Origin of the sequence: Amycolatopsis acidicola (assembly GCF_007713735.2) — a bacterium.
In the GTDB taxonomy this organism is placed as follows: domain Bacteria; phylum Actinomycetota; class Actinomycetes; order Mycobacteriales; family Pseudonocardiaceae; genus Amycolatopsis_E; species Amycolatopsis_E acidicola.
Window position 1 is genome coordinate 95,650 of record NZ_VMNW02000014.1, and the last position, 21,176, is coordinate 116,825.

Below are 21,176 nucleotides of genomic sequence, written 5' to 3' on the forward strand. Positions count from 1 at the left end.
AGCCAATGGAGGCGGAGGCTTGGCATGAAAAAGATCATCAACGATCCGGCGAACGTCGTCACCGAGTCACTGCGCGGACTGGCACTCGCGCATCCCGAACTGCTGCGTGTCCAGTACGAACCGGACGTGGTCGTCCGCGCCGACGCCCCCGTGGCGGGCAAGGTCGCCGTCGTCTCGGGTGGTGGGTCCGGACACGAGCCGTTGCACGGTGGGTTCGTCGGCGTGGGCATGTTGGACGCCGCGGTGCCCGGGGCGGTCTTCACCTCCCCGACGCCGGACGCGGTGCAGGCCGCCGTCTCCGCCACCACGGGCGACGCGGGCGCGCTGCTGATCGTGAAGAACTACACCGGCGACGTGCTGAACTTCGAGACGGCGGCCGAGCTCGCCGCGGCCGAGGGGCTCGACGTGCGCAGCGTGGTCATCGACGACGACGTGGCGGTGGCGGATTCGACGTTCACGGCGGGCCGTCGCGGGGTCGGTGGCACGGTGCTCCTGGAGAAGATCACCGGCGCCGCGGCCGAGCGCGGTGACTCGCTGGACGCGGTGGAAGCCTTGGCGCGCAAGGTGATCGGCCAGGTGCGCTCGATCGGCGTCGCGCTCACCGCGCCGACCGTCCCGCACGTCGGCGAGCCGAGTTTCGACCTCGCGGACGACGAGATCGAGTTCGGCATCGGCATCCACGGCGAGCCCGGCCGCGAGCGTCTCAAGGCCGAGCCCGCCGACGCGCTGGTCGAGCGGATGGTCAACGCCGTCGTCGAGGACCTGCCGTTCGCCGACGGCGACCGCGTCCTGCTGTTCACCAATTCGATGGGCGGCACGCCGCTGGTCGAGCTGTACCTCGCGCACGGAATCGCCGAGAAACTGCTGGTGGACCGCGGGATCACGGTGGAACGCAGACTCGTCGGCCCGTACATCACGAGCCTGGAGATGCAGGGGATCAGTATTAGCCTGCTCAAAGTGGACGAAGAGCTGACCGAACTGTGGGACGCTCCGGTCAGCACCGCCGCACTGCGCTGGAGGATTTGAGATGGGATGCACCGCGAGCGGGGTCGCGGATGCGCTGCGGGCCGTGGCGGTCGTGGTCGCCGAGCACCGGGCCGAGCTGATCGAACTGGACCGGGCCATCGGCGACGGCGACCACGGCGAGAACCTCAACCGGGGTTTCACGGCCGTCGTCGCCGCGTTGGACGCCAAGACGCCGGAGACGCCCGGCGCCGTGCTGAAACTGGTGGCCACCACGCTGATCTCGAAGGTCGGCGGCGCCGCGGGTCCCTTGTACGGCACGGCTTTCCTCCGCGCGGCCACGTCGCTCGGTGACAAGTCCGAAGTGGACGTCGACGCGGCCGTCGCCGCACTGCGCGCGGGCCTGGAAGGTGTGCAGGCGCGCGGAAAGGCCGTCGCGGGCGACAAGACGATGGTCGACGCGCTGCTCCCCGCCGTCGCCGCTGCCGAGCAGGCGGCGGGCACGGAGGGGGCGGACCTCGCGGCGGTGCTGACGGCGGCGGCCGACGCGGCGGCAGGCGGCTATCAGTCCACAATGGACATGGTGGCGCGCAAGGGCAGGGCGTCGTATCTCGGTGAGCGCAGCGCGGGGCACCTCGATCCCGGAGCCCGCTCGACCAGCCTGCTGCTGGCCACGCTGGCGAAGGCGGCGCGATGAGCGTCGGGATCGTGCTGGTGTCCCACAGCGCGAAGCTGGCCGAAGGGCTCGCCGAGGTGGCCACGCAGATGGCGCCGGACGTCACGATCGTCCCGGCGGGCGGCATCGAGGACGGCGGGATCGGCACGGACTTCGACCTGGTCGTCGCCGCCGTCCAGCGCGCCGACTCGGGCGCCGGCGTGGTGCTGCTCTACGACCTCGGCAGCGCGCAGATGACGGCGGAGCTGGCGGTGGAGTCGCTCGCCGACCCCGAAGCGGCGGTGGTGGCCGACGCGCCGTTCGTCGAGGGCACCGTCGCCGCGTCCGTCGCCGCGCAAGGCGGGGCCGATCGTGCCGCGGTGCTCGCCGCCGCGGCGGCCGCGGGCGCGCCGGATCTGGAGGCGCCGGCCGCCACCGGCGGCGCCGACGTGGACACCATCGAAGTGGTGCTGCACAACGATGTCGGCCTGCACGCCCGGCCCGCGGCCCTGCTCGCGCGGAGCCTCGCCGGGATCCAGGCGGACGTCAGCGTGGTGCTCGGCGAACAGGAGGCGGACGCGCACAGCGTGCTGGCGCTGATGTCGCTGGGCGCCCGCAAGGGCGACCGGATCGAGATCAGGGCTCGCGGGCAGCAGGCGGGCCAGGCGCTGGCGACGGTGCGGGATCTGGTGGCGCGGAACTTCGACGAGCCCGGTGACGTCTAGATCGACATGCGTCGTTTGTGGGTGGCCGCGGTGGCCCTGCTGCTGACCGGTTGTGCCGGCACGGTTTCCGGGACGGCGTCGGTGAACACCCAGGAGGTCCAGCAGTACCAGTTGCAGCGGACCCCGCTCACGTCGCAGGCTGCGTTCGGTGACGTGAGCACGGTCGACTACTGCAGTCTCCTCGATCTCGACCGGGTCAAGGCCGCGGGCGGCAACGGGCTGAGCGAGCCCGCGCGGAACTTCAACTACTGCCAGGTGAGCGGCAAGGTCTACGGCCAGGACATCGTGCTCGGCCTGGGGTACCTGAGCTCGCAGGGCGGCTCGCAAGAGAGGGTCGCGGATCCGGCCAAGGCGCTGTCGCGCGGTCTCGTCGCGCAGCGTTCGACGCGCAACGACAACAAGAGCTGTACCTACTACCTCGCCTTCCCGGACGGCGTGAGCCTCCAGGTGTACGTGACGAACGAGTCCACCTACCCGTCGACCAGCGCCGGGCCGAGTCTGTGCGCGATCAACGGCGCGGTGCTGGACGGAGCCGTCGCGAAGCTTTCGGCGAACCAGGCCGGGCATTTCCAGTTCGCGCCCGGCTCGCTCGGCACTGTCGACGCGTGCACGCTGCTGGACGTCGCCGAGGTCAACGCCCAGCTCGGCGGATCCTTGCGGCAGTCGGCTTTTCCGGCGAAACACCGCTGCCGCTGGCAGGACGCCCAGGGCAACCAGCTGGATCTGATGCTCGACGTGAGCGACGGGACGGGCTCGACGGCCGAGCAGATCGGCGGGCACGCCACCGACATCGCCCAGCTCGACGATGCCGGCCGCGATTGCCTGGCCACCGGCTCGGTCGCGCCGTACGACGGGCAGGTCGAGGTGGCGAACCTCTACGTCACCGTGGGCGAACCGCCGAAGGACGCGTGCGGCGTGGCACGGGCGCTGGCCGGGGTCGCCTGGCCACGGCTGCCCGCGACCTGAGGGGAACGGCGCACCGGCCCGGCACGTCTGAAAGCGCAACCGGACCCGAAGGACAAAAGAAAATGGCCCGATACTGGGTGGCCGCGGTGGCTCTGCTGCTGACCGGCTGCACAAATGTGGTGACCGGAGCCGCCTCCGTCGACACCGCGGACGTCCAGCGCTACCTGGACGAGACCGCGCCGTTGACCTCCCAGCGCGCGTTCGGTGACGTGAACTCCGTCGACTACTGCACCCTGCTGGATCTCGACGGGATCGGGAAATCCGGGGCCACCGGCGTCGGCAAGACCTCGCCTTCGCTGAGCTCGTGCGAGGTCGAGGCACAGATTTCGGGCCAGAAAGTGGCCGTGGGACTGGGATTCCTCGAAAGCGGCGGGTCCGACAGCAGCCGTGTGCCGGACACGAGCAAGAAGCTCGATCGCGGGCTGACGGCGTCGAAGAACGCCTACAACGACTACTACAGCTGCATCTCCTACCTCCGGTTCACGGACGGCGTCAGCATCGAGATCTACGTCGACAATCTGGCCGACGACCCCTCGCCCGGCGTGGAGAGCGCGATCTGCGACACCGACGAGGCGGTGCTCGACGGGCTGGTCGGGAAGATCGAGGCGAAGAAGGTCGGGCATCTGACGTTCGGCGCGAATTCGGTGGGGGAGGTGGACGCCTGCTCGCTGGCCGGTGACCCCGACGTCGTGGCGCAGATCGGGGCGGCGGAGAAGACGCCCAAGATCCCCACGAAACACCGCTGCCGCTGGCAGGACCACGTCAACCGGAACGTGCTCACGGTGCTGCTGGAGATCGGGCCGCGGCCCGCCGGCCCGACGGAACAGCTCGGCAACCACACGACGGCGGTCGAGGCCGGCAGCACGACTTGCCTTGCCACGACAGCGATCCGGCCCTACCCGGCGGGCAAGAACGGGGAGTACGAGCTGGCCGAGGTGTACCTCATCGTGCGCAACGGGATCGCGGATCCGTGCGGGCCGGTGCGCGCGGTCGCGAACGTGGCTTTCGGCAAGCTGCCCCCGGGCTGACTCGATTCCGTCGTGCCTCCCGCCCGTACTCGTGGCACTATCGGTGGACATTACCGCCGGGTAACCATCGGAGGGCCGGAGCCATGACGAGCGGAATCACCAAGGTCGGAGTGGTCGGGCTCGGCACGATGGGCTCGGGAATCGCGGAGGTCCTCGCGCGCAGCGGGCTCGACGTCGTCGGGGTCGAGATCGATTCGGCGGGCATCGCGCGCGGGCGCGGGCACATCGAGCATTCCACCGCGCGCGCCCTGTCCGGCGGGAAGCTCGACGAAGCGGGCCGCGCGGAACTGCTCGGCCGTATCAGCTACGGCACGGCGCTGGCCGATCTGGCCGAGGTCGATCTGGTGATCGAGGCGGTGCCGGAAAGCCTGGAGCTCAAGGCCGAGGTCTTCGCGCAGCTGGACAAGATCGTCAAACCGGAGGCGGTGTTCGCGTCCAACACGTCCTCGTTGTCGGTCACCGAAATCGGGGTGCACACGGCGCGGCCGGGCAAGGTGGTCGGGCTGCACTTCTTCAACCCGGCGCCGGTGCTCGGTTTCGTCGAGGTCGTGCGCACCGTGGTCACCGAGCCGGACGTGGTGGCCGGCGTGGTCGCGTTCGCCGAGCGGCTGGGTAAGACACCGGTGGTGATCGGGGACCGCGCGGGGTTCATCGCGAACGCGCTGTTGTTCGGCTACCTCAACCACGCGGTGCGGATGTTCGAGCAGCGGTACGCCACCCGCGAGGACCTCGACGCCGCGATGCGCTACGGCTGCGGGTACCCGATGGGGCCGCTGGCTTTGCTGGACCTGATCGGGCTGGACACCGCGTACGAGATCCTCGATTCGATGTACCACCAGTCGCGGAACCGGCTGCACGCGCCGGCGCCGCTGCTCAAGCAGATGATCACCGCCGGGCTGCTGGGGCGGAAGAGCGGGCGCGGGTTCTACACCTACGACGCGCCGGATTCCCCGGTGGTGACCGATTCCGCGACGGGTTCCTCCATAGTGGACACTCCGGTTCGCGAGGTCCGCAAGGTGGGTGTGGTCGGCACCGGCACGATGGCCACCGGCATCGTGGAAGTGTTCGCCAAACGCGGGCACGACGTCGTTCTGCGTGCCCGCACGGCGGAAAAGGCCGAAGCCGCGGTGGCGAAGGTGGCCAAATCGGTCGGTCGCGCGGTGCGCAAGGGCAAGCTGTCCGAGTCCGACGCCGCGGCCGTGCTCGCCAGGATCACGCCGGTCACCGAGTTCGCCGAACTGTCCGAAGTGGACCTCGTGGTGGAGGCCGTCGCCGAGGAACTGGCCGTGAAGCAGGAGGTGTTCGCGGCGCTCGACGCCGTGGCGCGGCCGGGCGCGATCCTGGCGACCACCACGTCCTCGCTGCCGGTGATCGAATGCGCCGCCGCCACCGGGCGCCCGGCCGACGTGGTCGGCTTGCACTTCTTCAACCCCGCGCCGGTGATGAAACTGGTCGAGGTGGTGCACACGATTGCCACCGCGCCGGACGTGGTGGCGACCGCGCACCAGCTGTGCGAGTTGATCGGGAAGCATCCGGTGCACTGCGGCGACCGGGCCGGGTTCATCGTGAACGCGCTGCTTTTCCCGTACCTCAACGACGCGGTGAAGATGCTCGAAGGGCACTACGCCGACGCGGCCGACATCGACACCGCGATGAAGGTGGGCTGCGGGCTGCCGATGGGGCCGTTCGAACTGCTGGACGTGGTCGGCCTGGACGTCTCGCTGGCCATCGAGCGGACCCTGTACAACGAATTCCGCGAAGAGGGCTTCGCGCCCGCGCCGCTGCTGGAGCACCTCGTGACGGCGGGACGCCTCGGGCGGAAAACGGGCAAGGGCTTCAAGGACTACACGAACTAGCCGCAGCCGCAGGCGCCGCCGCAGCAGCCACCGCCCGAGGGCATCGACGCGGGCATCGACGCGGACGCGGAGCCGGTGAGCGAGACCGTGGTGAGGAGCTTGACCGTGTCCTCGTGGCCGTCCGGGCAGGTCGCGGGCGCGCCGGACTCGCTCATCGGGCGGTTCACCTCGAAGGTGCCGGTGCATTCGCGGCAGCGGTAGGCATAAGTCGGCATGCGCCCATTATCGCCCCAGGAAGTGCGAAGGCGGGAGTGTCCCTGTCAAGCTGGGGTCGTGGATCTGCCCAAGCTGCAAGTCCGGCCGCATCTGGCCGAGGTGGTGCCCTCGGTACTCGCCGTCCTCGGTGCGCGCGGGTTTTCCGACACTCTGGGGCTCGCGCCCGTTTCCAGCGCTTGTGTCCTCCTCGTCGACGGGCTCGGCTGGGAGCTGCTGCGCGAGCACGCCGCGCACGCCCCGGTGCTCGCGTCGCTCGCCGCGAGGGAGTTGCAGGTCGGCTATCCGGCCACGACGGCGGCCGGGCTGGCCGCGATCGGCACCGGGCTCGCGTCCGGCGAACACGGGATGGCCGGCTACACCTTCGAAGTCCCCGGCGTCGGGGTGCTCAACGCGCTTCGCTGGTGCGGGCATCCGGGCGGGCCGGACCTGGGGGAGAGGTTGCCGCCGGAGCAGGTGCAGCCGCTGGACACCACGTTCAGCCGCGCCGTCGAGTCCGGCATCGACGCCTGCGTGGTGTCCGACGCCCAGTTCGCGAACTCGGCGTTGACGAGGGCCGTGCAGCGCGGCGGCCGCTACGTCGGCGTGCACGCGCTCGGCGACCTCGCCGCGGCGGTGATCGCGGAACTGGGGAAGGGCACCGGTTTCTGCTACGCCTACCACAGCCAGCTGGACACGATGGGCCATCTGTACGGGCCGGGTTCGTCCGCCTGGTGCCTGCAGCTGCGGCAGGTGGACCGGCTGGTCGAGTCCATTGTGGAGAGTCTGCCCGACGGCGGGATGCTCGCGGTGGTGGCCGATCACGGGATGGTGGCGCTCGACGAGACTTCGCTGGATCTGGACGCCGTGCCGGAGCTGGCCGACGGCGTGCGCGCGCTGGCGGGCGAGGCGCGGGCGCGGCACGTGTACGCGGAGCCGGGCGCCGAGGCCGCGGTTTTGGCCGCCTGGCGGGAAAAGCTCGGCCCGAACGCGTGGGTGGCCGAGCGCGAGGAGGCCGTCGAGGCTGGCTGGTTCGGCCCGCGCGTCAGTGACCGCGTACGGCCCCGGATCGGCGACATCGTGGCGGCGGCCAAAGGCAACTTCGGGATGTTGCGGCGCACGGCCGAGCCGATCGAGTCGTCGCTGATCGGCCAGCACGGCTCGCTGACCACCGCCGAACAGCTCGTGCCGCTGGCGCTCGCCACCCGGTGATCACTTCCGGGCGGAGAACTCGATGACCCGCCCCGGCTCGCGGGAGACGTGCACGTCGCGGAACCCGGCGCGGGCCAGCCTGTCGGGGAGCGTCGAGTGATCCAGCACGTTCATGATGTCGCCGACGTGCAGCAGCCGGAACCCAAGACTGAGCTGGCTGTCGGTACCGCGAAGCAGCCCGCCAGGCCGCAGCACCCGGTGTGCCTCGGCGAAGATGGTGTCCTGCAAGGCTTTCGTGGGCACGTGATGCATCATCGTGAAGCACACGACGGCGGAGAACCGCCCGTCCTCGAAGGGCATCGCGGCGCCGTCGCCGTGCACGATCTCCGCGCGCCCGCGGAACTTCTGCTCGAGCAGCTCGGCCGAGGCCTCGTCGACCTCCAGTGCGGTGAGCGAATGCCCGCCCTCGGCGAGCACGCTGGTGGTGGCGCCGAAGCCCGGGCCGACTTCCAGCACGTCGTCACCGAGGTCGAAGCCGTCGAGGCTGCGCGGCAGGCTCTCGGCGACGCCGTCGGCCCACGCCTTCGAGGCGCACAGCTTGCGGTGGAGGAAATTCATCGGCATGAACCGAATCTAGGGTGGCCGGACCACGATAGGCTGCCAACCGATGTCGCAGGACGGACAGAGCGTGCTGCTCGGGAACATGGACCTCCCGGCGGGAACGTGGTTCCCGTGGCACAGCCATGCCGAGCATCAGCTGGTGTGGGCGCCGCGCGGGGTGGTCACGGTCGAGGTCGGCAGCGCGCACTGGGTGCTGCCGCCGACGAGGGCGCTCTGGCTGCCGGGCCGCACCTGGCATCGCACCGGCGCGTCCGGCCGGATCCGGCTGATGGGCATCTACGCCGATCCGGAGCGCTGCCCGGTGAGCTGGCCCGAGCCGCGGTTGATCCCGGTCCGGCCGGTGCTGCGCGAGCTCTTGGGGCACCTGATCAAACCCGGCCTGGACGCCGAAGCGCGGGACCGCGCCGAGCAGGTGGTCTTCGATCTGCTGGAGCCGATGGACGCGGTGCCGATCATCGTGCCGATGCCGGAGGATCCGCGTGCGCTCCGGGTGGCCGAGGCCGTGCTGCGGGATCCGGCGGACCGGCGCGGGCTGGCGGAATTCGGCGGTGAGGTCGGGGCGAGCGCGCGGACACTGGCGCGGATCTTCCTCGCGCAGTGCGGAATGTCGTTCGGGCGCTGGCGCACGCAGGCCAGGCTTCGGGCCTGTCTTCCTTGGCTGGCAACGGGAATGCCGCTGGACGGCGTCGCGCGCCGGGCGGGTTATTCGTCGCCGAGCGCGTTCGTCGCCGCCTTCCGCCGTGCTGTCGGGGTGACGCCGGGGGAGTACTTCAGGCAGCCACCCGTAAGCCGTCCAGCATCACCTTGAGCATGCGCTCGGCGGCCTCGGGATTGCCGTCGGAAGCGACGGCGACCCCGTGGCCCATCCGCAGGAGATCCGGCGCTTCGATGTCGGCGCGGACGAGCCCGGCCTCCTGCGCGGGTCGGACCAGCGCGTCGGCGGCCTCCCAGAGCTGGACCCGGCACAGCTTGAAGGTTTCGGCGTCCTTGTCCATCGCGGCCTTGAGAGTGGCCGCCAGCCCGCGTTTCGCGAGCGCGAACTTCAGCTGCGCCCGCATCCACTCCAAGAGCGCGCCGAGCGGCTCGTGCGACTCGCGCAGTTCGCCGGCGAGATCGCACAGCTGCTGGATGTCGTCCCGGTAGACGGCTTCGATCAGCGTCTCGCGGCAGGGGAAGTGGCGGTACAGCGTCCCGGGCCCGACGCACGCGCGACGGGCGATGTCGTCCATCGGGGCTTCGGGGCCCTGCTCGGCGAACACCTCGCGCGCGGTGGCGAGGAGCCGCTCGTAGTTGCGTCGCGCGTCCGCGCGCATCGGCCGCGATGCCGAGGTTCCCACGTGCCCTCCCGGTGGAAGCGGACGGATTCTCCGGATACGCTTGCGCAAGCGGAGACTTTCTCCATATGATAGCTCCAGTAGAAGCGGAGAGTCTGTCCGCTTACTTTCGCGCACCCCAATGGAGCTTTCTTGTCCGAAAGAACGCTGTCCGCACACACCCCGGTGCTCAGCGGTGGCCGGACCCGGCCGCGGCGGACCGGGATAGTCCTGGCGGTCCTGCTGACCTGCCAGCTCATGATCATCCTGGACGCGACGGTCATGAACGTGGCGCTGCCGCGCATCCAGGCCGACCTCCACTTCAGCCAGACCGGCCTGTCGTGGGTGCTCAACGCCTACACGCTCGTGTTCGGCGGGCTGCTGCTGCTCGGCGGCCGCATGGGGGACTACTTCGGCAGGCGCCGGACGTTCCTCGCCGGGATCACCCTGTTCACCCTCGCCTCGCTGGCCGGCGGCCTCGCCGACTCGGCGACGTGGCTGCTCGTCGCGCGGATCGTGCAGGGCCTCGGCGCGGCCGCCGCGGGCCCGAGCACGCTCGCGCTGATCGCCACCACCTTCACCGAAGCGCGCGAACGGATGCGCGCGCTCGCCCTGTTCTCCGGGATGTCCAACGCCGGGCTCGCCGTGGGGCTCCTCCTCGGCGGGCTGCTGACCGAATGGCTGTCCTGGCGCTGGGCGCTGTTCATCAACGTCCCGTTCGGCCTGTTCGCCGTGGTGCTCGGCCTGCGGCACCTGGCCGATCCGCCGCGGCGGCGGGCCGGGCTCGACCTGCCGGGCGCGATCACCGCCACCGGTGGCGTCGCCGCGATCGTCTACGGGTTCATCAGCGCCGCGTCCGAGGGCTGGGGCACCACGACCACGCTCGTCTCGCTCGCTGTCGGACTCGTGCTGCTCGCCGCGTTCGTGGTGATCGAGGTCCGCGCCCCGCAACCGCTGATGCCACTGCGGTTGTTCAAGGACCGCAACCGCGCCACCGCCTACGTGAACTTCTTCCTCGGGCCGATGGCCGGGATGTCGATGTTCTTCTTCCTGACCCAGTACCTGCAGGACGTGCGCGGATTCACCGCGCTGCAGACCGGGTTCGCGTTCCTGCCGATGGCGCTGCTGGTGTTCACGCTCAGCCGGTTCATCCCGCGGCTGCTGCCGCGCTTCGGGCCGAAGCCGACCGCGCTGGCCGGCACGCTGTCCATGATCGCCGGGGTGCTGGTGCTGACCCAGCTGACGACGGGATCCGGCTACTTCCCGCTGGTGCTCGTGCCGATGGTGCTGATGGGAATCGGGATGGGGCTCGCCTTCGCCCCGCTCAACGTGATCATCATGGGCAGCGTCCCTCCGGAGGACGCGGGCGCGGCGGGCGGCGTGCTGCAGACGATGCAGCAGACCGGCGCCACGCTCGGGCTCGCGATCCTCGTCACCGTGTTCGGTTCGGCGACGCGGGGAGTGGCAGGCTCGCCGCAGGAAGTGCTGGTCACGGGCATGACGCACGCCTTCGTCGCGGCGGCGGTGATCGCGGCCTGTGCCTTCGCCGTCGCGCTGACCTTCAAGCGCACCCGCTAACCTGCGGGTCGTGCCCCGCAGAAACCGTCCACACCGCGGCCGCCCCGAGAACACCGATCTCGGGGCGGCTGCGGGCTGGGCGCGTGCGGAGTCCGGGGCCGACGGGGAATGGCTCGTGCGCAGCGTTCCCGGCTCACAGGCGACCAAGATCTACCGCTGCCCCGGCTGTGACCACGAGATCGCGGTCGGCATCCCGCACGTGGTGGCGTGGCCCGCCGACGAAACGGGCTCCGTCGCCGACCGGCGGCATTGGCACCGCGCCTGCTGGCAGGCCCGCGCACGGCGTGGCCCCACCCGCCGCCGTTTCTAGTCCCGCCGGAAGTGCCTGGTCAGCATGCCCGCGTAGAACGACTCCGAGTACGTCGAGAAACCCAGCCGCCGCGCGACCCGCAGCGAGGGTTCGTTCCTGAGGTAGACGCTGATCTGCACCGGGTACTGCGGCAGATGCTCGTCCGCCCACGCGATCACCGCGCGGGACATCTCCGTGGCGTAGCCCTGGCCCCACGCCTCCGGCCGGAAGCGGTAGTAGAGGTTGAGCACCTTCTCCGCGCCGAACTCGCGCAGCTGCAGCCCGCCGACCCCGGCGAACCAGCCGGTCTCCAGCTCGATCACCGCCACGTAGCAGATTCCGAGCTCGGCCCAGTCCGCCAGCCAGGACTCGAACTTCTCCTCGGTCTCGGCCCGGCCGGGCGGCTCCACGTTGTGGACGTTCGCGCGCGGATCGGTCTGGATCTCCACGACCGTCTCGCGGTCGGCCGCCGTCAGTGGGCGCAGCAGCAGCCTGCAGGTCCGCAGCTCGGTGAATCCGCTCGTCACAGGGGAAGACGCTAGCGCGGCCCGTCCGACACAATGAGGCACATGGCCGATCTTCCCCTGCTCCTGCTGCACGCCTTCCCCGCCGACGCCCGGATGTGGCAGCGCGTACGGGATCCGCTGTCGGCGCGGCTCCGGCTGATCACCCCCGACCAGCGCGGCCTCGGCCGGTCGCCGTTGCCGGAGACAGGGCGTGAGCCGGACCTTGCCGACGCCGCCCGCGACGTGCTCGCCCTGCTCGACAAGCTCGAGCTGGAGAAGGTGGTGCTCGGCGGCTGCTCGATGGGCGGCTACCTGGCCATGGCCGTGCTGCGCGCGGCGCCCGAACGCGTCGGCGGACTCGTGCTGATCGACACGAAGGCGAGCGCGGACGCGCCCGAGGCGGCCGCCAACCGCCGCAAGATCGCCGAACGGGCCGAGTCGGAGGGCGTCACGGGCTGGCTCGCCGAATCGATGCTGCCGAACCTGCTCGCCGAGAACGCCACGCCCGACGTGGTGGAAACGGTGCGCGAGATCATCGACTCGCAGCCGCCCGCCGGCGTCGCGTGGGCCGCCCGCGCGATGGCCGTCCGCCCGGATTCCCTTGATGTACTGGCGAAAGCCGACGTGCCGGCGCTGGTCGTGGTCGGCGAGCAGGACAAACTCACCCCGCCGGAGCAGGCCAAGGCGATGGCCGAGGCACTGCCCGGCGCCGAGCTGGCCGTGCTTCCCGGAGTCGGCCACCTGACGCCGCTCGAAGATCCGGACGGCGTCAGCGACGCGATCCTGCGCCGCTTCAGCTGAGCCGGAAGTACTCGTCCACCGCTTCGCGCGCACCGGCGAGCCGCTCGGGGAAACGCCGGGCGACCACGAACTGCCAGCACGCCGCGAACAACCGGCGCAGCCGCGAATACGCGGCCAGCAGGTCCTCGTCGGGCGGGTCCGGATAGCCGCGGAGCGACTCGGGCGAGCGCATCGCCAGGCACGCCACGTCCCAGGCGACCGGCCCGTGCCAGGTGTCCTCGAAATCGAGCCAGCGGGGTCCGTCCGGGGTCATCAGCAGGTTCGACGCGTGCGCGTCCCCGTGCAGTGCCTGCGCCGGCGTGTCCGGCGAAGCGAAGCGATGACTCGCTCCGCTTCGCCGGACACGCGGGAATCCCCGGCGAAGGCGGCTATCCGGCGCAGCTCGGCGACGGGCCCTTCTCCTGCTTCGCCGGGAAAATCGCGCAACGCGTGGTGCAGTTCTCCCAGCAGCGCGCCCGTTTCGGCGGGTTCGAACCGGTGCGCGGGATCGTGACGTGTGAAACGCCACAGTGTCACCGGAAGCCCGTTCGCGAAGTGCGGTCCCGGGTCTTCCAGCGGTGGAATGACCGGTGCGTCCCGCTCCGCGAGGAAAGCGGAGACCGCCACGTCACGGGCCATCCACGCGGTGGGATCGGGCCGCGAGAACAGCGTTGTCGCCGGTACCCGCGCGACCGCCGGACCCAGTTTCACCAGCACGTTCGACCGCGCGGCGAGGATTTCCGGCGCCCCGCACGGCAGTCCGCGGCGGCGCGCGACCTCGGTCGCGGCGGCGAGCGCGGCGGTGACGTGGCCGTCAACCATCGCGTGATCTTCCCAGCCGGTGCGCACCGCCCCCGGAGGCGGGGGATACGATCCGATCGGCCACCGAGGTGGCCGTTGACCAACATCGAGGTTTGAAGTCCTTGGAGGCAGGAGTGACAGCCGTAGCCCCGCAGCCGATCGTCACGCGGCCGTATCCGGCGCCGGACGCGGCCAAGGGTTCGTTCCTGCTGCGGTTGTTCCGCACGACGGACCACAAGCAGATCGGCATCATGTACCTGGTCACGTCGTTCGCCTTCTTCATGGTCGGCGGCGCGATGGCGATGCTGATCCGCACCGAGCTGGCGCGCCCAGGGCAGCAGTTCCTGTCCCAGGAGCAGTACAACCAGCTGTTCACCATGCACGGCACGATCATGCTGCTGCTCTACGCCACCCCGATCCTCTTCGGGTTCGCGAACTTCGTGATGCCGCTGCAGATCGGCTCGCCGGACGTGGCCTTCCCGCGGCTGAACGCCTTCTCCTACTGGCTGTACCTGTTCGGCGGGATCATCGTGGTCTCGGGCTTCCTGACCCCGGGCGGCGCCGCCGACTTCGGCTGGTTCGCCTACACCCCGCTCTCGGACGCCATCCACTCGCCGGGCGTCGGCGCGGACATGTGGATCGCCGGCCTCGCGGTCTCCGGTCTCGGCACCATCCTCGGCGCGGTCAACATGGTCACCACCATCGTCTGCCTCCGCGCGCCCGGCATGACCATGTACCGGATGCCGATCTTCACCTGGAACATCCTGATCACCTCGATCCTGGTGCTGCTCGCGTTCCCGATCCTGACCGCCGCGCTGCTGGGCCTGATGGCCGACCGGCACATCGGCGCGCACGTGTTCGACCCCGCCAACGGCGGCGTGATCCTGTGGCAGCACCTGTTCTGGTTCTTCGGCCACCCCGAGGTGTACATCGTGGCGCTGCCGTTCTTCGGCATCGTCTCCGAGATCTTCCCGGTGTTCTCCCGCAAACCGGTCTTCGGCTACAAGGGCCTGGTCTGGGCGACGCTGTCGATCGCGGCGCTGTCGGTCGCGGTGTGGGCGCACCACATGTACGCCACCGGCGCCGTGCTGCTGCCGTTCTTCTCGTTCATGACCTTCCTGATCGCGGTGCCCACCGGCGTCAAGTTCTTCAACTGGATCGGCACCATGTGGAAGGGGCACCTGACCTTCGAGACGCCGATGATCTTCTCGATCGGCTTCCTCGTCACGTTCCTCTTCGGCGGGCTGACCGGCATCCTGCTGGCCGCGCCCGCGATCGACTTCCACGTGTCGGACAGCTACTTCGTGGTGGCGCACTTCCACTACGTGCTCTACGGCACGATCGTGTTCGCCACCTTCGCCGGGATCTACTTCTGGTTCCCCAAGATCACCGGCCGGATGATGGACGAGAAGCTGGGCAAGCTCCACTTCTGGACCACGTTCATCGGCTTCCACACCACGTTCCTGGTGCAGCACTGGCTCGGTGCCGAGGGCATGCCCCGCCGGTACGCGGACTACCTGGCCACCGACGGGTTCACCACGCTGAACACGATCTCCACCATCGGCGCGTACATCCTGGGCGCCTCCACGCTGCCGTTCATCTACAACGTGTTCAAGAGCTACCGCTACGGCGAGCTCGTCACGGTGGACGACCCGTGGGGCTACGGCAACTCGCTGGAGTGGGCCACCTCGTGCCCGCCGCCGCGGCACAACTTCACCGAGCTGCCCCGGATCCGTTCCGAGCGCCCGGCGTTCGAACTGCACTACCCGCACATGGTCGAGCGGCTGCACGCCGAGGGCGAGATCGGGTTCACCGGCAAGCCGAGGGTGCACGCGGCCCAGCCGAAAGCGGGCTCGCAGGGGCTCACCGAGGCGGTCGTCCCGGGTGACCACGACAAGGACAACGCGGGCGAGCAGTGACCGCGGGCCCTCGGCCGACGTGACGGAACACGCGTCCACCGGGGCCGCAGGACATGAGAACGTGGAGCCGGGCAAAACGCCTGGCTCCACGTTTTTGTTCGGGTAGATGAGGAAGGCAGCCTTGAGCGAGCTGACGCCGGTTTTGATCACGACGACGGGGCCGGACAAGCCGGGGGTCACCTCCGTGCTGTTCGCCGCGCTGACCCGGCACGGCGTGGAGATGCTGGACGTCGAGCAGGTCGTCATCCGCGGGCAGCTGACGCTGGGTGTGCTGGTCGGCGTCGCGGACGACCCCGAGGGCGTGCAGGAGGCCGTCGAGCAGGCGATGGCGACCGTGGACATGCGGGTCGACGTGCGCATCGGCGACGAGATCGGGGAGGACCCGTTCGCGCCCGCGCGCCAGGGTTCCTCGCACGTCGCCGTCATCCTGGGCCGCCCGCTGACGGCCCGCGCCTTCACCGACGTGGCGCGGCGGCTGGCCGCGCTGGGCGCCAACATCGACGCCATCCGCCGCATCGCCGACTACCCGGTCACGGGCCTCGAGGTGCACATCTCGGTGCCCGACGACACCGAGCACGCGGACGCCGAACTGCGCTCGGTGCTGGCCGACGTCGCCTCGCAGGGCGGGCTCGACATCGCGATCGAGCGGGCCGGGCTGGCGCGGCGCGCCAAGCGGCTCATCGTGTTCGACGTGGACTCGACGCTCATCCAGGGCGAGGTCATCGAGATGCTCGCCGCGTACGCCGGGGTGGAGCCGCAGGTCCGCGAGATCACGGATGCCGCGATGCGCGGCGAGCTGAACTTCACCGAGTCGCTGGAGCGGCGCGTCGGCCTGCTCGCGGGGCTGCCCGAATCGGTGCTGGACGAGGTGGCCGGGACGATCCTGCTGACCCCGGGCGCCCGCACCACGGTGCGCACGCTGAAGCGGCTCGGCTATCGCTGCGGGGTCGTGTCCGGGGGCTTCCGCCGGATCATCGACCAGATCGTGGACGACCTCGGGCTGGACTTCGCGGCGGCCAACGAGCTGGAGGTCGTGGACGGCAAACTCACCGGGCGCGTGGTCGGCGACATCATCGACCGCGAGGGCAAAGCCGTGGCGCTGCGCCGGTTCGCCGGGGAGTACGGCATCCCGCTGGCCCAGTGCGTGGCGGTCGGCGACGGCGCGAACGACATCGACATGCTGCACGCGGCCGGGATGGGCGTGGCGTTCAACGCCAAGCCGGCGCTGCGCGAGGTGGCGGACACGGCGCTGTCGTTCCCGTACCTGGACGCGGTGCTGTTCGTCCTCGGCGTGACCCGTGCGGAGGTCGAAGCCGCGGACGCGGCCGACGGGCTCGAACTGTCGCGGCCATGAGTCTCCTCGAACCGCTCGCGGCGCGTTACGCGTACTGGCTTGGCTTGCCCGCCAAGGAAACCGCGTTGCCCGAGGCGTCGCCGGAAGAAGTCCGGGCGATGCCGGTGATCCTGCGCATGGAGAAGTCCACGCCGCCAGGCCGCACGCCGTTGCTCGAGGCAGCGGCGAGCGCCGCGCTGGCGGTGTGCCTCGACGAGCGCGCCCAGCCGGGCGGGGAGTGGCACGAGCCTGTGCGGGAGTGGGTGTCCGGGCACATCCGCAAGGTCTCGCGCCGGGCGCGTGGACTGCATTGGCAAGTGGCGCAAGAGTTTCCGGGCGTGACCGTGAGCGTCGAGGGCGCCGAGGCGCGGGCGCTGGTGCCGGGCCGGGTGGTGGACGTGCCGAAGGAGATCGCGCGGCTGCAGATCCAGGGCAGCGACCTCCCGCCCGACGAGCCGCCCGCGGCGTCGCCGGAGCTGCCGGTGCTGTGGCTGAACCCGGAGGTCTCGATGACCGTGGGCAAAGCGGCCGCCCAGGTCGGCCACGGCACGATGATCCTCGCTTCGCTGCTGGGCGACGCGGAACTGGCCGCGTGGGGCGAACACGGGTACAGGTGCTCCGTCCGCACGCCCACGGTGGCGCAGTGGAAGGCGCTGCACCCGGGCGAAGATCCGGAGGGCGCGTGGCGGGAACGCCGGGTGGTCGCGGTGCGCGACGCGGGTTTCACGGAGGTCGATCCCGGCACCGTGACGGTGCTCGCCCACTACCCGGGATAGCGGAACAACGGCGGTCCCGCGGCGGTTCCACCGGCATGGGATTGGATGTGCAGCGCGTCGGCGAGCACGAGTTCGTCGGGCGCAACGAGCGGGGTGCCGAGGTCAAGATCGGGCGCAAGGGCGCGGAGGGCGCGTTCTCGCCCGCCGAGTTGCTGCAGATCGCGGCCGCGGGGTGCAACGCGGTGACGGCCGAGCAACTGATCACGCGCCGCGTCGGTGAGGATTCCCGGTTCCGGGTGGACGTTTCCGCGGACCGGCGGGAAGGCGCCTCGGAACTGGACGCGGTGCACGTCAAGTTCGACGTCGACCTCGGCGACCTGCCCCAGGAAGACCGCGAAGCCCTCGCCACGGCCGTCGACCGCGCGATCGAACGCCTCTGCACGGTGAGCCGCACGCTGAAGAAGGGCATCCCCGTCCTGGAGGAATTCCCCGGACGCGCTTGACGCCCGTCTTTGCCCTTCCCGTCGATGTGTTGGCCGTTCCCGTTGGCGTGTTGGCCGCTCCGGTTGGCGTGTTGGCCGCCGTCGGTGGCCAACACGCCAACCGCGCGAGCCGACAGACACTCGCGGACGGCACGGGCCAACTCGCGCGCGGGACGGGCCAACACGCCGACGGGAGGGGCCAACTCGCGGACGGGAGGGGCCAACACACGATGGGCGAGTTGGCCAGGCTGGTCGCGGGGTTGTTGCCCGACAAGGACTTCGCGAGGGCGGCCGCGTTTTCGATCGCCTGCGCGGCGCCGTGGGCCAGGAACGGCAGTATCGGGTGGCAGGCGTCGCCGACCAGCGTCGTCGCGCGAGTGGACCACCGGGTAATCGGTTCCCGGTCGTAGCGGTCCCAGCGGTGGGCGGGCGTGCGCAGGCGTTCGAGTAGCCCGGGGCAACTCCGGTCCGAACACCGAGAAAACCTGTCGTCGATGCGCACGGCGAGCTCCCACTTGACGAGCGAAGCGCGGTTCTCCCAGTGCGGAAACCTTGTGGCCAGCGGCGAAACCGCCACGGGCGCCGGTGCCGCCTCCAGGCCGAGGCTCGCCGGCAGCCTGGTGGCGTTCGGTCCTGTTTGGACGCCGGCACCGGCCTCGCCGGACCCCGCGGTTGTCTAGTTCGTGGAGGTTTTTTCGGCCTTCCAGACCACATACGCCTCGTCCGCGTCGGTGGTCATGGCCTCGACGAACTTGTCGTTGTCGAAACCGGGCAGGCTCTGCAGCCGTTCGATGAGCGCGTCCGCGGCCGGGTCGCCGCTGGGCACCGCGGTGCCCTTGCCGTCCGCGCCGGCGAGCATGAGGAACACGTCCTCTTTCCACGGGCCTTCGGGAATCACTCTGATCACCACGGCGGACAGTTCCGCCCAGGTGACCGACTCCTCGCTCCCGTCGGCGAGCTGACGGCGCACCCCGATGTCGTCGACACTGACCGAACGCGACTTCGCGTGTGGCGGGTCCTGTGACACGGTGCTCCTTCTTCTTACGTTCCTTTTACGGTAGCGCCGCTTCTTGTGAGCCGTCAGGCGGGGGCGGCGGCGTCCAGCCTGCGCAGCGCGGCACGCGCGATTTCCGGGTCCGTGGTCGGCCAGAACGGCGGCAGCGAAGCCTTGAGGAAACTGCCGTAGCGCGCCGTCGCGAGCCGCGAGTCCAGCACCGCCACCACGCCGCGGTCGCCGACCGAACGGTGCAGCCGCCCCGTGCCCTGCGCGAGCAGCAGCGCGGCGTGCGTGGCCGCGACGGTGAGAAAACCATTGCCGCCACGGGCTTCCACGGCACGCTGGCGAGCGGAGGACACCGGATCGTCCGGCCGGGGGAACGGGATGCGGTCCACCAGCACCAGTTGCAGCGACGGCCCTGGCACGTCCACGCCCTGCCACAGCGACAACGTGCCGAACAGGCACGTGCGTGCGTCGTCGGCGAACTTGCTCACCAGCAGCGACGTGGTGTCCTCACCCTGGCAGAGGATGGGGTACTTGACCTTGTCCCGCAGCTCCTCGGTGGCCTGCTTCGCCGCGCGCATGGACGAGAACAGGCCGAGCGTGCGCCCGCCGGCCGCGTCGATCAGCTCCGCGATTTCGTCCAATGTGGACGGCTGGAGTCCGTCGCGTCCCGGCGGCGGCAGATGTTTGGCCACGTAGAGGATGCCGTTGCGCCGGTGGTCGAACGGCGAGCCGACGTCGAGTCCGGTCCACTTCAGCGTCTCGGCATCCGACGGTGGGGCCTTGTCCGTCGCCGTGCCCTCGGCCTTTTCCACTTTCGCCTGCTCCGGCGGCAGACCCCATTGCCGCGCCAGCGTGTCGAAGGCGCCGCCGAGGGTGAGGGTGGCCGACGTCAGCACCGTGGTGGTGCTGCCGAAAACGCGCTCGCGCAGCAGGCCCGCCACCGACAGCGGGGCGACGTGCAGCGAGGGCGGGCGGTTGCTCATGCCGTAGCGGTCCGAATTCAGCCAGACGACGTCGCGCTGATGCGCCGCGTCCTCCTCGAACGCCTCCAGCAGCCTCGTCGCCGTGTCGTGCACTTCCTCCAGCTGCGAACGGGCGAGCTTGCGGGCCGTGGCCTCCTCGACGTCCTCCTTGCGATCCGAACCCAGCGCGGTGATGCACGCGTGCGCGGCGTCGCGGATCGCCGTGACCGATCCCGCCAGCGGTTTCGGCAGGCTGTCCATCCGGCCCGGCGGCAGGTCCTCGATGATCATGGCGAGCCCTTCGCTCGCCTCCTGCAACCGGTCGGCGATGTCGGCGTCGATCAGCTTGCCGCAGCGGCGGACCGCGATCGCGACCATCGCCGCGGTCAGCTCCCCGGTGGCCACCGACGTGACCCTGTCCACCAGTTCGTGCGCCTCGTCCACGATCACGAGGTCGTGCTCGGGCAGCACCTGGTAGCCCTGCAGCGCGTCGATGGCCAGCAGCGCGTGGTTGGTGACCACCACGTCCGCCTTGCCGGCCTCGGCGCGGGCGCGCTCGGCGAAGCAGTCCGTGCCGATGGGGCAGCGGGACGCGCCGAGGCATTCCCTCGCGGTGACCGAAACCTGGCGCCACGCCTGCTCGCTGACGCCGGGCACCAGCTCGTCACGATCCCCGGTTTCGGTGTCGGAGGCCCATTCCCGCAGCCTGCCGACCTCCTTGCCCAGCCGGGAAACGGCGAACGGGTCGAACAGGCCGGGATCCTCCGGCTCCTCCGGGGCGCCGGTGTCGAGCCGGTGCAGGCACAGGTAGTTGCGGCGGCCCTTGAGGATGGCGAACGTCGGCGTGTGGCCGAGCGGCTTCTTCAGCGCCTTCGCCAGCCGCGGCAGATCCCTGTCCACCAGCTGGCGCTGCAGCGCGATGGTGGCCGTGGAGACGACGACGGTGGTGTTCTTGACCATCGCGTGCCGGATCGCGGGCACCAGGTACGCCAGCGACTTCCCGGTGCCGGTGCCCGCCTGCACCGCCAGGTGCTCGCCGGTGCGCAGCGCGCGGCCGACCGCCTCCGCCATCTCGACCTGGCCCGGCCGCTCGGCACCGCCGAGCGCCTCCACCGCGTGGGAGAGGAGTTCGTTGACACCGGGGAGGTCACGGGAGGGCGGCACGGAGACCAACGGTACCGGGCGGCTCTGACAACTCCCGCGCCCTCCTCGGCGCGGCGGCCCGCCGGATCCACTCGACCGAGTGGTATCCGCTCAGGTGCCTCCAGCTTGACGATCACCCGGCCGATGACGAGGCAGGAATATTGCCGGTCCGATCGAAAGCAGGCCAACCGGC

General features: G+C 70.5%; 24 protein-coding genes. 17 read left to right on the forward strand and 7 right to left on the reverse strand.

Going from position 1 to position 21,176, the window contains the following annotated elements:
- Positions 1–24: 24 nt before the first annotated feature.
- From dhaK to FPZ12_RS12710, 6 genes are all read left to right on the forward strand, one after another.
- Entirely contained in the window at positions 25–1,026 is a 1,002-nt protein-coding gene (dhaK, locus tag FPZ12_RS12685) for a dihydroxyacetone kinase subunit DhaK (RefSeq protein WP_144747236.1), read from the forward strand.
- Between the two features lies 1 nt (position 1,027).
- Positions 1,028–1,660 carry a dihydroxyacetone kinase subunit DhaL gene (gene dhaL, locus FPZ12_RS12690; RefSeq protein ID WP_144747235.1) on the forward strand — a complete coding sequence of 211 codons (633 nt, stop codon included), beginning with the start codon at positions 1,028–1,030 and terminating at the stop codon, positions 1,658–1,660.
- The gene (dhaM, locus tag FPZ12_RS12695) at positions 1,657–2,343 is read left to right on the forward strand and encodes a dihydroxyacetone kinase phosphoryl donor subunit DhaM (protein WP_144747234.1); all 687 of its coding nucleotides are present in this window, start codon (positions 1,657–1,659) and stop codon (positions 2,341–2,343) included. The genes dhaL and dhaM overlap by 4 nt, the downstream gene beginning before the upstream one ends.
- Positions 2,344–2,349: 6 nt before the next feature.
- Positions 2,350–3,309: a DUF3558 domain-containing protein gene (locus FPZ12_RS12700; protein WP_144747233.1), complete on the forward strand. Its 960-nt coding sequence runs from the start codon at positions 2,350–2,352 to the stop codon at positions 3,307–3,309.
- 62 nt (positions 3,310–3,371) lie between these two features.
- A complete protein-coding gene (locus FPZ12_RS12705; protein WP_144747232.1) occupies positions 3,372–4,337 on the forward strand; it encodes a hypothetical protein in 966 nt (321 codons plus the stop codon).
- 83 nt (positions 4,338–4,420) lie between these two features.
- Positions 4,421–6,193 carry a 3-hydroxyacyl-CoA dehydrogenase family protein gene (locus FPZ12_RS12710; RefSeq protein ID WP_144747231.1) on the forward strand — a complete coding sequence of 591 codons (1,773 nt, stop codon included), beginning with the start codon at positions 4,421–4,423 and terminating at the stop codon, positions 6,191–6,193.
- Here the strand turns inward: FPZ12_RS12710 and FPZ12_RS12715 are convergent.
- The gene (locus FPZ12_RS12715) at positions 6,190–6,408 is read right to left on the reverse strand and encodes an FmdB family zinc ribbon protein (RefSeq protein WP_144747230.1); all 219 of its coding nucleotides are present in this window, start codon (positions 6,406–6,408) and stop codon (positions 6,190–6,192) included. The genes FPZ12_RS12710 and FPZ12_RS12715 overlap by 4 nt on opposite strands.
- A gap of 58 nt (positions 6,409–6,466) precedes the next feature.
- Here FPZ12_RS12715 and FPZ12_RS12720 point away from each other — a divergent pair, with 58 nt between their 5' ends.
- Positions 6,467–7,597 carry an alkaline phosphatase family protein gene (locus FPZ12_RS12720; RefSeq protein WP_243769813.1) on the forward strand — a complete coding sequence of 377 codons (1,131 nt, stop codon included), beginning with the start codon at positions 6,467–6,469 and terminating at the stop codon, positions 7,595–7,597.
- Here FPZ12_RS12720 and FPZ12_RS12725 read toward each other — a convergent pair whose 3' ends face one another.
- The gene (locus FPZ12_RS12725) at positions 7,598–8,161 is read right to left on the reverse strand and encodes a class I SAM-dependent methyltransferase (protein WP_144747228.1); all 564 of its coding nucleotides are present in this window, start codon (positions 8,159–8,161) and stop codon (positions 7,598–7,600) included.
- A 43-nt stretch (positions 8,162–8,204) separates the two neighbouring features.
- On the opposite strand from FPZ12_RS12725, the gene FPZ12_RS12730 reads away from it, so the two are divergent.
- Positions 8,205–8,966 (forward strand): AraC family transcriptional regulator, encoded by a 762-nt coding sequence (locus FPZ12_RS12730; RefSeq protein WP_144747227.1) that lies wholly within the window; start codon positions 8,205–8,207, stop codon positions 8,964–8,966.
- Here FPZ12_RS12730 and FPZ12_RS12735 read toward each other — a convergent pair.
- Positions 8,929–9,495: a TetR/AcrR family transcriptional regulator gene (locus FPZ12_RS12735; RefSeq protein WP_243769814.1), complete on the reverse strand. Its 567-nt coding sequence runs from the start codon at positions 9,493–9,495 to the stop codon at positions 8,929–8,931. The genes FPZ12_RS12730 and FPZ12_RS12735 overlap by 38 nt on opposite strands.
- Positions 9,496–9,624: 129 nt before the next feature.
- On the opposite strand from FPZ12_RS12735, the gene FPZ12_RS12740 reads away from it, so the two are divergent.
- On the forward strand, positions 9,625–11,049 hold the full coding sequence (locus FPZ12_RS12740; protein WP_279537794.1) for an MFS transporter: 1,425 nt from the start codon (positions 9,625–9,627) through the stop codon (positions 11,047–11,049).
- 10 nt (positions 11,050–11,059) lie between these two features.
- Positions 11,060–11,359 carry a hypothetical protein gene (locus tag FPZ12_RS12745; protein WP_144747226.1) on the forward strand — a complete coding sequence of 100 codons (300 nt, stop codon included), beginning with the start codon at positions 11,060–11,062 and terminating at the stop codon, positions 11,357–11,359.
- Here FPZ12_RS12745 and FPZ12_RS12750 read toward each other — a convergent pair.
- Positions 11,356–11,865, reverse strand: a complete 510-nt coding sequence (locus FPZ12_RS12750; protein ID WP_144747225.1) for a GNAT family N-acetyltransferase — start codon at positions 11,863–11,865, stop codon at positions 11,356–11,358. The genes FPZ12_RS12745 and FPZ12_RS12750 overlap by 4 nt on opposite strands.
- A 42-nt stretch (positions 11,866–11,907) precedes the next feature.
- Between FPZ12_RS12750 and FPZ12_RS12755 the strand changes: the two genes are divergently transcribed.
- The gene (locus FPZ12_RS12755) at positions 11,908–12,645 is read left to right on the forward strand and encodes an alpha/beta fold hydrolase (RefSeq protein ID WP_144747224.1); all 738 of its coding nucleotides are present in this window, start codon (positions 11,908–11,910) and stop codon (positions 12,643–12,645) included.
- Here FPZ12_RS12755 and FPZ12_RS12760 read toward each other — a convergent pair.
- The gene (locus tag FPZ12_RS12760) at positions 12,638–13,153 is read right to left on the reverse strand and encodes a phosphotransferase family protein (protein WP_144747223.1); all 516 of its coding nucleotides are present in this window, start codon (positions 13,151–13,153) and stop codon (positions 12,638–12,640) included. The two genes, FPZ12_RS12755 and FPZ12_RS12760, sit on opposite strands and share 8 nt — an antisense overlap.
- Positions 13,154–13,207: 54 nt before the next feature.
- Between FPZ12_RS12760 and FPZ12_RS12765 the strand changes: the two genes are divergently transcribed.
- The 6 genes from FPZ12_RS12765 to FPZ12_RS12790 all read left to right on the forward strand — a co-directional run bounded on the left by FPZ12_RS12765 (position 13,208) and on the right by FPZ12_RS12790 (position 18,285).
- Positions 13,208–13,453 (forward strand): hypothetical protein, encoded by a 246-nt coding sequence (locus FPZ12_RS12765; RefSeq protein ID WP_144747222.1) that lies wholly within the window; start codon positions 13,208–13,210, stop codon positions 13,451–13,453.
- 106 nt (positions 13,454–13,559) lie between these two features.
- Positions 13,560–15,344 carry an aa3-type cytochrome oxidase subunit I gene (gene ctaD / locus FPZ12_RS12770; protein ID WP_144747221.1) on the forward strand — a complete coding sequence of 595 codons (1,785 nt, stop codon included), beginning with the start codon at positions 13,560–13,562 and terminating at the stop codon, positions 15,342–15,344.
- Positions 15,345–15,474: 130 nt separating this feature from the next.
- The gene (gene serB, locus FPZ12_RS12775) at positions 15,475–16,698 is read left to right on the forward strand and encodes a phosphoserine phosphatase SerB (protein WP_243769819.1); all 1,224 of its coding nucleotides are present in this window, start codon (positions 15,475–15,477) and stop codon (positions 16,696–16,698) included.
- On the forward strand, positions 16,695–17,453 hold the full coding sequence (locus tag FPZ12_RS12780) for a peptidyl-tRNA hydrolase (protein ID WP_144747219.1): 759 nt from the start codon (positions 16,695–16,697) through the stop codon (positions 17,451–17,453). The genes serB and FPZ12_RS12780 overlap by 4 nt, the downstream gene beginning before the upstream one ends.
- 35 nt (positions 17,454–17,488) lie before the next feature.
- The gene (locus FPZ12_RS12785) at positions 17,489–17,896 is read left to right on the forward strand and encodes an OsmC family protein (protein WP_144747218.1); all 408 of its coding nucleotides are present in this window, start codon (positions 17,489–17,491) and stop codon (positions 17,894–17,896) included.
- Positions 17,897–18,105: 209 nt separating this feature from the next.
- Complete coding sequence (locus FPZ12_RS12790; RefSeq protein ID WP_144747217.1) at positions 18,106–18,285, forward strand: hypothetical protein; 180 nt, start codon at positions 18,106–18,108, stop codon at positions 18,283–18,285.
- Positions 18,286–18,551: 266 nt separating this feature from the next.
- Here the strand turns inward: FPZ12_RS12790 and FPZ12_RS12795 are convergent, their stop codons facing one another.
- Together FPZ12_RS12795 and FPZ12_RS12800 are read right to left on the reverse strand one after the other, a co-directional pair.
- Positions 18,552–18,902 (reverse strand): hypothetical protein, encoded by a 351-nt coding sequence (locus FPZ12_RS12795; RefSeq protein WP_144747216.1) that lies wholly within the window; start codon positions 18,900–18,902, stop codon positions 18,552–18,554.
- A gap of 53 nt (positions 18,903–18,955) precedes the next feature.
- A complete protein-coding gene (locus FPZ12_RS12800; RefSeq protein ID WP_144747215.1) occupies positions 18,956–21,004 on the reverse strand; it encodes an ATP-dependent DNA helicase in 2,049 nt (682 codons plus the stop codon).
- Positions 21,005–21,176 lie beyond the last annotated feature (172 nt).

Excerpts from the sequence above, each read along its gene's own strand:
- dhaK (WP_144747236.1), top strand. The coding sequence starts at position 25 with ATGAAAAAGATCATCAACGATCCGGCGAACGTCGTCACCGAGTCACTG.
- dhaL (WP_144747235.1), top strand. The coding sequence starts at position 1,028 with ATGGGATGCACCGCGAGCGGGGTCGCGGATGCGCTGCGGGCCGTGGCG.
- dhaM (WP_144747234.1), top strand. The coding sequence starts at position 1,657 with ATGAGCGTCGGGATCGTGCTGGTGTCCCACAGCGCGAAGCTGGCCGAA.
- FPZ12_RS12700 (WP_144747233.1), top strand. The coding sequence starts at position 2,350 with ATGCGTCGTTTGTGGGTGGCCGCGGTGGCCCTGCTGCTGACCGGTTGT.
- FPZ12_RS12705 (WP_144747232.1), top strand. The coding sequence starts at position 3,372 with ATGGCCCGATACTGGGTGGCCGCGGTGGCTCTGCTGCTGACCGGCTGC.
- FPZ12_RS12710 (WP_144747231.1), top strand. The coding sequence starts at position 4,421 with ATGACGAGCGGAATCACCAAGGTCGGAGTGGTCGGGCTCGGCACGATG.
- FPZ12_RS12715 (WP_144747230.1), bottom strand. The coding sequence starts at position 6,408 with ATGCCGACTTATGCCTACCGCTGCCGCGAATGCACCGGCACCTTCGAG.
- FPZ12_RS12725 (WP_144747228.1), bottom strand. The coding sequence starts at position 8,161 with ATGCCGATGAATTTCCTCCACCGCAAGCTGTGCGCCTCGAAGGCGTGG.
- FPZ12_RS12730 (WP_144747227.1), top strand. The coding sequence starts at position 8,205 with ATGTCGCAGGACGGACAGAGCGTGCTGCTCGGGAACATGGACCTCCCG.
- FPZ12_RS12755 (WP_144747224.1), top strand. The coding sequence starts at position 11,908 with ATGGCCGATCTTCCCCTGCTCCTGCTGCACGCCTTCCCCGCCGACGCC.
- FPZ12_RS12765 (WP_144747222.1), top strand. The coding sequence starts at position 13,208 with ATGACCGGTGCGTCCCGCTCCGCGAGGAAAGCGGAGACCGCCACGTCA.
- FPZ12_RS12780 (WP_144747219.1), top strand. The coding sequence starts at position 16,695 with ATGAGTCTCCTCGAACCGCTCGCGGCGCGTTACGCGTACTGGCTTGGC.
- FPZ12_RS12785 (WP_144747218.1), top strand. The coding sequence starts at position 17,489 with ATGGGATTGGATGTGCAGCGCGTCGGCGAGCACGAGTTCGTCGGGCGC.
- FPZ12_RS12790 (WP_144747217.1), top strand. The coding sequence starts at position 18,106 with ATGGGCGAGTTGGCCAGGCTGGTCGCGGGGTTGTTGCCCGACAAGGAC.